6 protein-coding genes are annotated in these 9,423 nt (G+C 64.3%); 4 read left to right on the top strand and 2 right to left on the bottom strand.

From position 1 onward, the window contains the following. Nucleotides 1-685: 685 nt before the first annotated feature. Nucleotides 686-946: a hypothetical protein gene (locus ACREE8_RS13675; protein ID WP_431573561.1), complete on the top strand. Its 261-nt coding sequence runs from the start codon at nt 686-688 to the stop codon at nt 944-946. A gap of 155 nt (nt 947-1,101) precedes the next feature. On the opposite strand, the gene hutU is transcribed toward ACREE8_RS13675, so the two are convergent. Then, nucleotides 1,102-2,781, bottom strand: a complete 1,680-nt coding sequence (gene hutU, locus ACREE8_RS13670; protein WP_431573560.1) for a urocanate hydratase — start codon at nt 2,779-2,781, stop codon at nt 1,102-1,104. Between the two features lie 198 nt (nt 2,782-2,979). On the opposite strand from hutU, the gene ACREE8_RS13665 reads away from it, so the two are divergent. Genes ACREE8_RS13665 through ACREE8_RS13655 form a run of 3 tightly spaced genes read left to right on the top strand, consistent with a single transcriptional unit; the run spans nt 2,980 to nt 5,922 of the window. Continuing rightward, complete coding sequence (locus ACREE8_RS13665; RefSeq protein ID WP_431573559.1) at nt 2,980-3,735, top strand: hypothetical protein; 756 nt, start codon at nt 2,980-2,982, stop codon at nt 3,733-3,735. Then, complete coding sequence (locus ACREE8_RS13660; RefSeq protein ID WP_431573558.1) at nt 3,732-4,565, top strand: hypothetical protein; 834 nt, start codon at nt 3,732-3,734, stop codon at nt 4,563-4,565. The genes ACREE8_RS13665 and ACREE8_RS13660 overlap by 4 nt, the downstream gene beginning before the upstream one ends. A 34-nt stretch (nt 4,566-4,599) precedes the next feature. Next, nucleotides 4,600-5,922, top strand: coding sequence for a hypothetical protein (locus ACREE8_RS13655; RefSeq protein ID WP_431573557.1), 1,323 nt, complete (start codon nt 4,600-4,602; stop codon nt 5,920-5,922). An 81-nt stretch (nt 5,923-6,003) separates the two neighbouring features. Here the strand turns inward: ACREE8_RS13655 and ACREE8_RS13650 are convergent, their stop codons facing one another. Continuing rightward, nucleotides 6,004-9,330: a S8 family peptidase gene (locus tag ACREE8_RS13650; RefSeq protein ID WP_431573556.1), complete on the bottom strand. Its 3,327-nt coding sequence runs from the start codon at nt 9,328-9,330 to the stop codon at nt 6,004-6,006. Nucleotides 9,331-9,423 lie beyond the last annotated feature (93 nt).

Below are 9,423 nucleotides of genomic sequence, written 5' to 3'. Positions count from 1 at the left end.
CACGGCCGGCGAGCGGCACCAGGCGCAGCCGGTTCAGCACCCGGCGCAGCTCCAGGGAGAAATCCTTCCGCTCCTTGTGCAGGAATTCGGGCAGGCGCTTTCCGTCTTCAGGTGTCAGTTGATACATCGCGCGTTCTCGTGGTGATGACCCGACCGGTCACTGGTTTGATGCATCTATGCCGGAATTTTCCCACCCATATCTTTCCCGTCTTGTCCGTCCCGCTTGGCGCCGTCTGATCTGCCCCGGATAGCTGGTCCACTTTGAATGTTAGTTCATGGCTTGGCATCAGGAGGCGCCACCCGGTAGTAATATCCCGCTTGACATTGTTCACTTTTTGTTCTAAATGTAACAACTTTGCTGGAGCGGGGAAGGCCCTGTCCCAGCCCGCACCGATCAGACACTGCTCGAATTTCGGCGTTCAGAACTGCCCTTGGGCGATCTCGCCGGGCCCGTCTCCGCCGCCGTCAGGCGCTTGATAGGCCCTTGTTCCGGGCTTGTTTCTCGAGCACCCCATGAACCGGTTATCGTTTGAAAAATGATTTTTTTCCAATGGGTTGGGAAATTCCGATGCCGGCAACCCTTGAACGGGCCTTGTTCTCAAGCGAATCCGTACCCCTCTAGGATGAAGCGAAATCCATGACATTCCGGAAGGGCAAATCGGGAAACCCCGGCGGCCGGCCGAAAATGCCGGCGGAGCTGCGCGACCTCTGCCGCCGGCATACCGATCTGGCCATCGAGACCCTGATCGACATTTGCCGTGACAGGGACGCGCCGCCGAACGCGCGGGCGAATGCCGCCAATCTGCTCCTCAACCGTGCCTGGGGCAAAGACCCGGCGGCGATGCCCGGCGAGGGCGGCGGGGAAAAGCGCGAGATTGTCGTGAGATGGCTGCGCGACGACGATCCGAAGGACAAGGCGCTCAATCCCCCTCCGGCCAAGTCTTAGGGCATCTTCCGGCGAAGCGGGCACCGGTTCGCCGTGGAAGATGCGACCGAACGGAAGATTCGAGAGCGCCATCCAACCCGTCTTGGTCGGATAGCGCTCCAGAGTCGGGACTCGACGCGACAGCCTCGCGCCGGCGATCGGTCGGTAGATCGCTGTCAGTTCCCGCGCAGCATCGGCAGCTTCAGGCCCTTTTCCTTGGCGCAGTCGATCGCGATCTGATAGCCGGCATCGGCATGGCGCATGACGCCGGTCGCGGGATCGTTGGTCAGAACCCGCTCCAGCCGGCGCGCCGCGTCCTTGGTGCCGTCGGCGACGATCACCATGCCGGCATGCTGCGAATAGCCGATGCCGACACCGCCGCCATGATGGAGCGACACCCAGGTGGCGCCGGACGCGGTGTTCAGCAGCGCGTTGAGGAGCGGCCAGTCGCTGATCGCATCCGAGCCGTCCTGCATCGCCTCGGTCTCGCGGTTCGGGCTGGCGACCGAGCCTGAATCCAGGTGATCGCGGCCGATCACGACCGGCGCCTTGAGCTCGCCCTTGGCCACCATCTCGTTGAAGGCGAGACCGAGCCTGGCGCGCTCGCCCAGGCCCACCCAGCAGATGCGGGCGGGCAGGCCCTGGAACTGGATGCGTTCCCTGGCCATGTCGAGCCAGTTGTGGAGATGCGGGTTGTCGGGGATGAGCTGCTTCACCCGCGCATCGGTCTTGTAGATGTCCTCGGGATCGCCCGAGAGGGCGGCCCAGCGGAACGGGCCGATGCCGCGGCAGAAGAGGGGCCGGATATAGGCCGGCACGAAGCCCGGGAAGTCGAAGGCATCGGCGACGCCGGTCTCGAGCGCCATCTGCCGGATGTTGTTGCCATAGTCGAGCGTCGGAATGCCCATGCGATGGAAATCGAGCATGGCCTTGACCTGCACCGCCATCGATTGCTTGGCGGCCTGGACCACGGCGTCGGGATCGCTCTCGCGCATGCGCTCGGCCTTGTCGAGCGACCAGCCGGCCGGCAGATAACCGTTGAGCGGGTCATGCGCCGAGGTCTGGTCGGTCACGATGTCGGGGCGGACGCCGCGGCGGATCAGCTCGGGGAAGATCTCGGCGGCATTGCCGAGGAGGCCGATGGAGACGGCCTGGCCTTGCGCGGTCGCTTCCTTGATCATGCCCAGAGCCTGATCGAGATTGTCGGCGCGCCGGTCGAGATAGCGCGTCTCGAGACGGCGCTCGATGCGGCTCGGCTGGCATTCGATCGCCAGCATCGAGGCGCCGGCCATGGTCGCCGCCAGCGGCTGCGCGCCGCCCATGCCGCCGAGCCCGCCGGTCAGGATCCATTTGCCCTTGAGGTTGCCGCCGAAATGCCGGCGTCCCACCTCGACGAAGGTCTCGTAGGTGCCCTGCACGATGCCCTGGCTGCCGATATAGATCCAGGAGCCGGCCGTCATCTGGCCATACATCATCAGGCCCTTGCGATCGAGCTCGTGGAATTTCTCCCAGGTCGCCCAATGCGGCACGATGTTGGAGTTGGCGATCAGGACGCGCGGCGCATCGGCATGGGTGCGGAAGATGCCGACCGGCTTGCCCGACTGCACCAGCAGCGTCTCGTCGGCCTCGAGGCTGCGCAAGCTCGCCACGATCCGGTCGTAGCATTCCCAATCGCGCGCGGCGCGACCGATGCCGCCATAGACCACCAGCTCCTGCGGCTTCTCGGCGACGGCGGCGTCGAGATTGTTCATCAGCATGCGCAGGGGCGCCTCGGTCAGCCAGCTCTTGGCGCTGAGCGTGGTCCCGTGCGGGCTCTTGATCTGGCGGTCATTGTCGAGGCGGGGGTTCTGAATCATCGTCATTTTCCTGGTCGTTCGGGCTCTTTATAGGCGAGGGCAGCCGGTCGCGTCGAGACCGGAGCCTTGCCTTGTGTGGGGCTTTCGCGGAAGATCGGGGGACTGATTGCGCCGTCACTCTTGCCATTTGCAGACAACAGGGCGCGCCTCTTTCCGACATTAATAGCGCGCTTTTCCGGCTTCCTGAGAGCGGTGTCCATGGCCGCATCGGTCGAGGAGCGCCTGGCCAAGGTCGAGAGCGACATCGCCTCGATCATGGTGGCGTTGGCGTCGCGTCCAGCTGCCGGTGGCACCGATGCCAAGGCGGCGTCGGGCGGGAAGGATGGCTGGGACAAAGCCGGGGTCCTGATCCAGCTGGTCGGCCCGATCGTCGCCGGGCTGGTGATCTGGTATGTCGGGTTTGCCGTCAAGGATTCGGTCGATATCGCGCTGCACCGGCAGGAGGTCGAGATCTCCTCGGCCAGCGAGATGCAGGCGCTGATCGGCAAGCTTCTGGAGCCCGATGTCGGCGAGGCCGACGCAAGGGCGACCGCGTTGGCTCTCGCAGCCTTCGGTCTGCCTGCCGCCAACATTCTCATTTTCGAGCTGCAAACCGGCAACGCCGGCGCGCGCGTGGGAGCGCAGTCGGGCCTGGGGCTGCTGGTGAGAGCGCATCCCGAGGCGGTCTGCGAAATGTTCCGATGGGTCATTGAGGACGGCCGGCGCTACTACGGCTGGCCGGCGCATCAGGCCGTCATCGAACTCATCGGCCAAGGTCGCTGCCTGCAGGTCCGGCAGGCGCTGATTCGGTTTCAGGCTCTTGTTCCGGACAGTTCGCCCGAGACGGTTGCCAAATTCGCCACCGAGATCGCCACCGATCCGCCGCCCAGCGTAAGCGGTGTCGATGATATGAGAGCCACGATCGATACCGCGCTCGCGGCGCTGAGCGGAACCAAGCCCGCGGCCTCGCCATGAGAGGACCGGCCGCCATCGCCATCCGGCTGCTGGCCGCCCTCCTGATCGTTGGCGCGACCCTGCTGGGGGCGTCTTCGGCCTCGGCCACGATGAAAGGCTGCGATACCGGCGGGGTTTCCGGATTCAAGGTGCTGCTCAGCGATGTGTCGGTTGCAGGTGTGCAGGCCGATCCCGACAAGCTCAGCGACGCCCTCTATTTCGTGCTCGACAGCAAGCTGCAGTCCCTTGCCAATGCGGGGCCCCGGGCGAGCGCTCAGATCGTCCGCTGCCCGGGGCGCCAGCCGCGCATCACGGGCCAGGACTACACCACATCGCTCGTCAAGGCCCTCAACACCGACGATGTGTTGCTGGATATGTGGGGCAGCATCGCGGCGCGGCAGGGAAGCGGGCAGCCGCAGGAAGACGTATGGGTCGCCTACTACCTGATCCCGCTCGCCAATTACGATCCGAATGCGGCGGTGAAGCCGTTGCAGCATGCGAATGTCAGCAATCCGGTGGGACCGCTTTCGGATCCGGTGGCCGATGTGCTGGCGATGTTGGACCAGGGGCCCGGCTTCGAAGCCTATGCGTCGATCGTGCTTGGCATGAAGCTCGCGAAGAACCGCGATTATGACGACGCGCGCTATGCTCTCTGCGCGGCTCGAGCGAGGCTCTCCGCCTTGAACGGCAACGGTGCCGCGCCGAACTCCGATCTGACCGCGCTCAGCGGCTATGTCGGCGACAAGCTGCAACAGAACTATGATGCGGCGATTCACGACGGTCACTATAACGGCGCCATGAAGCAGTTCGGCGATCTCCTGGGGAAGCCCAATGAGTGCCCGGCCGGTTGAACCCACGCGCTGTCGCGCGAGACGATGGCGCCGGTTGACGCTGGTGCTGCTTGCCGTGGCGTCTTTGTCGCTGGTCCTGGTGCCGCGGGCGCAGGCCGGGATGGTCACGGATTGCAATCATCTGCCCGATTTCGAAGGGGCCGATGTCACGACGCTGGTCCTGCAATATGAGTATGCCGGGCGGCCCGGTGACCGGCTCAGCGAGGCCGCGCGCAATCTGTCGCTCCTGATTCAGATGGACTCGCTGCTGACGCAGCTCAAATACCGGAATATCGGGGTCGCGTTCGTCCAGACGGATCCCTATGCCCCCAACCCCTGCACGCCCGAGCGGGTGGCGCAACGGATGATGGGACATATCCCCTCCGGCAAGGGCGTCGTCATTCTTTCCGGCCGGCTGTTCGAGGTCGAGGACCGTCTTTATCTGCAGAGCTCGATGCTGTTTCTGCGCAAGGATGTTCCGGAGGTGCTGAGCCTGCCGGCGAACGCCGATCTGCCGAAGGAAGCGACCTTCACTGCGCGTCTTCCGCAGGCGCCGATCGCCTTTGCGCCGCGTCTCCTCCTCAAGGCGGACATCGAGGCGATCAATGCGCAGTTCCGCCAGGCGATGGTCGTCCGCCAATCCCGTTCCTATGAGGCCCCAGGAACGCCGATCGAGCTTGGGGGCGACATGCCGTTCGCCTATTCGGTGGTCGGCGAGCAGGAGGGCTGGATGTATATCAAGCCCTTCCGCGATTACCCTGGACCGGAGGGCTGGATCAATTTCGGCGACGACACGGTCCATGCCGCGCTGCATCGGCTTCTGCCCGAGCTCGATTATCTCGACGCCACGGTTGCCTATCTGCAATCCCGCATCCGCGGGCCCGAGGGCGGCGCGCCTTCCGCCGGCAAGTTGCTGGAATGGTCGCAGGCGAAGTTCATGCAGTTCGGCGAGATGACCATGAAGGACGGCGCTGCCAATGCGGACCGAACGGCGATGGCCATCGGCCTTGGCATGGTTGGAATCCTCGAGACCGAGCAGAATGGCTGGGGCAAGGAACCCGGCAATGCCAATCCGTTCGGCGCCATGGTCGCGGCCATGCCCTACAGCGCCGATGCGCGCAATCTTGCCAGCCTCGTGGATATTTACAGCTGCTGTCTGGGCGGCGACCGGTCGGTCGAGCCCCAGACGGCGGAGCGCGGCCTGCTCGACGCCCTTTCGGTCGATCCCGGCAGCAGCGTCGCCCTGGCCAATCTCAAGAGCTTCTATCTGCAGCTTCAACGTCTCCCGGACCTGCGCTGGCCGGGCATGGATGAGGCCGCCCTATCGAAGCGGTTGAAGGCGGTGCAAGCGGTGCAGCAGGCCCAGCAACAGCCCTAGGCGTGACCCCAGAGACACACGTCACCGGTCTGCGCAGTTCCATCTGGCGATAAGGCCGGTCGCGCTCCGACTCTGCCGGGTCTAATACTCCGACAGCGTCAGGCCGACATTGTCGGCATAGCCATCATTGGTTCTGCCGGACAGGCGCGTAAACTCCAGGCTCACAACCAGCGCGACGGTTCCCACAGGGACCGGCTCGCTCGCCTCGGCCGGCCACAGCCCCGTCTTGCCCTCGCGCTCCCGCGGACCGACTGAAGGCAAAACGACGCGTCCGAGCGTCTGCTGATTGGCGCCGAGAAATGTCAGCGTGGCGCTGGCGAAATCGCCCTCCTGCCGATAGCCGCCGAGATAGGCGGAGAAGTTCGCCCTGACCGCGTTCCGGTCTATGGCCTCGCGCCATGCTGAATCGACGGCGATGACCTGTTGCAGTCCGCCTGTCGGTTGGCTTCCTGCGCCCGCAAACAGATAGGCTCCGCGATCCGGCGGTCCCATGTCGGTCGGCGAGGGAGAAGCGGCGCCATCCGCGTAGGCGATGATCTGCGCGGAAGCCCCGTCCCCTTGCGGCCGCCAGTTGGCGACCCCGTCGCCCGGCGTTTCGGCGCCAGGATTGAGGACGAGATTGTCCGATAGCCTCACAGCCGCCTGCTGTTCCCATTGCAGGGCCAAGGTCGGCGGCTGGGTCTCTGCGCCTTGGGGCAGGACGGAGATGCCATAGATGCCGTTGGCCGCCGCATCGGACAAGGACAACCGCTCGCCCCTGTCATCGTCCACGCCTTCGGCGACGGTCTTGCCTTCGCGATCAAGCAAACTCAAATGCGCGCGAGGATCGGGCGTACGGACCGCCGTGTAAGTGGGATCTGAAGCAAAGACATAGAGCTCCGGATGGCGCACCACATGCTCGATCGGCTCGCCCGGGTGCGTGACTTCATAGATCTTGTCATGCACCAGGATGGGGATGCGCCGGACGTCGCCGAACACGCTGTTGGCCAGGGTATAGCTGCCCGTGCTTCCCGAGACTCGGACCAGATAATAGACATCCTGATCGAGCCGGACCTCCAGCGGTTCGGTGGCGCAACTGCCACCACCCGGGTTTGCGACCAGCGGGCCCTGCGTATTGTCGGGATTGAGGCGGAACACCTGCAGGTTGATCGGCGAATCGTTGCCATAGATCGAGACCGCGGAATAGGCGGCCAGGAGGACCTGCTCGGCCAATGTAATGTGCGCGCCGCGGACGATGTAATAATCGACGTCTGTCGCCGCATGAATGTTGGCGTCGATCGTCACGCGGGGATCGGTCGACACACCGGCGACAGTGCCGTGAGACAGCTTCAAGGTATAGAGGTATCGCGCCTGCGCCACTTGATCATTGACTTCATACGTGTCCGGCGCGATGACGCGGCCGGTGAAACTGATGCTCAGGTTGTAGGCATTGATATCGGTGCCTTTGAGCGCCAGCCGGAGCGGCCCACCCGGTACGCTGTAAGTAAGGCTATGCCCGGGTGCCAGCGGATTTCCCACCGGAAAGGCGTTATCGGAGACGAGCGCCGGCGTGGCGCAGTGCGCGCCCAGTGAATCGAATGCGAAAACCGATACCGGACCCAGGGCATCGACATAGCTGAGATTGATCGTCGCGGTCGATGCCCCCGGCGCGTTGAAGGCGAAGTAGTCGCGATCGTTGCTGCTGATATTCAGGTTCGGCTGAACGTAGGGCGGCGCTGCGCCGAGGTTCGTGGGAATGGTTTCAAGCGAATTGTTCTCGAACCGGTCATTCACCATCGGAATGCCGTCGGCCGCGCGCCGAACCGCGGCCAGCGCATCGATGACGCGGCTGGCCGGTGCGGTTGCGGGATGCGCGGTATCGACCAGGATCTGGGCGACGTCGTCGCTGTTCAGATTCGGATTGATCGCCTTCATCATGGCGGCGACGCCGGCGACGAAGGGCGCGGAGGCGCTTGTCCCACCGAAGGTTTGGGGTATCGCGATGCCAATCGCCTGCGATATGGGCAATGCTCCGGTCGGGCCCGTGCTCGGTGGATAGGACATGACGGGAAAATTGGTGGGCGCGAAGACCGTCACTCTGGCCCCGAAATTGGAATAGCCCATGGGGCTCAAGGCGGGCGTTTCGCTCACCGCACCGACGCAGATGACATGATCCTCGATGCAGGGGTGAAAGAAGCTGGGATCGCCAACATCGTATCCGGCCGCCGGATTCCCCTGGCCGTTACCGGCGGAGGCGACGAACACCACGCGGCTGCCGCCATCCACGGCGTCCCCGATTGCATTCTTGTCGCGATCCTGAATGCGACAAGGTTGATTGCAATTTCCACCGAAGCTCATGGAGATCACGTCGGCGCCCCAAGCCACGGCGGTGCGCAGCGCACGCTCGCGCTGAGCCTTTGTCGTCACCAGCTTGAACAGCATCGGCGTGGCTATGAATGTCCCCGAGCCCGCATAGCCAAGACTGTTGTTCGCAATCCCGGCCGCGACACCTGCCGAGCCTGTGCCATGCCAATAACAGGGATTTCCCGTTCCGCAGCCCGTCTGGTTCGGCGCATCGGCGATGTAATCATCCTGCACGAAGTCGTACTGGACGGGTTGAGCTGGGGCGGGCGTGAAATCGCTGTCCGCACCCTGTGCCCGGCCCTGCGTATCGAGCCAGAATCCTCCGTCGAGGATGGCAATCTGCACCGGCCGCTGGATCCCATGGGCCAACAGGAACTGCCAGGCGAGCGCAAGATTCGTCTGGTTGCCGGTCGCGGCATAACGCGGCTCGGCAAAGGCGTCGGCGGCGCCTCGCTCCTGTGATGTGAACATCGCCTGTGGAAAGGCCTGCTGCGGCGCAGTCACAGGGTTGAGCCCCGCCTTGAAGCCGGCGGCGCGCGCTTCCAGGACGCGCGCGAACGTCTCGAGGCCTGCCTCCGACGAAAACTCCAAGGGCGCGTCCACGCCGACGGCGCGTGCATTGGCGGCCAGTGCGGTCAGGTCAGTCGCGCCGAGGCCGACATGGACCACGAACTCCGTCGGTTTCCGCTGTTCATCGCTCAAGCTGATGCCGAGCCGCGAGGGGGGAACGGGTATCGTGTTGTCTCCGAGCACAGTGCCGTCATAGCGCCGGAGGAAATCCTGCAATTCGGCAGCCGATGAAGGCGTCACCAGGACGACGTTCTCGACAAAATCGCTTTGAATGCCTTTCGCGTCGCGGGATGCGGCAACCGGCTGAGGATTGCCCGCGGCGTCCGGCACATTCGTCACCGCCGGCTTGAGGGCGGGATTGACGGATGCATCGAACCCGCCGGTCTTGCCCGACACGCACGCTGCCAGGAGGATCAGGAGCGCGACGCAAAATGCGAGCTTTCGTTCTGCCCGGTGCAGGGGGCGTCGCGCGATCTCGTTCGTCCTTCCATACATGACGTGGCTCCCAATCGGTGGCGTCAGTCAGGGGATAGGCGATCCATCTTTGCAGCGCCGCGAGCCGGCAGCTCGATTAAGCGGAAAACGAGC

Source organism: Hypericibacter sp. (assembly GCF_050729195.1).
Classification (GTDB): domain Bacteria; phylum Pseudomonadota; class Alphaproteobacteria; order Dongiales; family Dongiaceae; genus Hypericibacter.
The sequence above is the reverse complement of the archived record's forward strand: the minus strand, read 5'-3'. Positions and strand labels throughout refer to the sequence as shown.

What these genes read in the sequence shown, in the direction of transcription:
- ACREE8_RS13665 (WP_431573559.1), top strand. Translation starts at nt 2,980, where the DNA reads ATGGCCGCATCGGTCGAGGAGCGCCTGGCCAAGGTCGAGAGCGACATC.
- ACREE8_RS13660 (WP_431573558.1), top strand. Translation starts at nt 3,732, where the DNA reads ATGAGAGGACCGGCCGCCATCGCCATCCGGCTGCTGGCCGCCCTCCTG.
- ACREE8_RS13650 (WP_431573556.1), bottom strand. Translation starts at nt 9,330, where the DNA reads ATGTATGGAAGGACGAACGAGATCGCGCGACGCCCCCTGCACCGGGCA.
- ACREE8_RS13675 (WP_431573561.1), top strand. Translation starts at nt 686, where the DNA reads ATGCCGGCGGAGCTGCGCGACCTCTGCCGCCGGCATACCGATCTGGCC.
- hutU (WP_431573560.1), bottom strand. Translation starts at nt 2,781, where the DNA reads ATGATTCAGAACCCCCGCCTCGACAATGACCGCCAGATCAAGAGCCCG.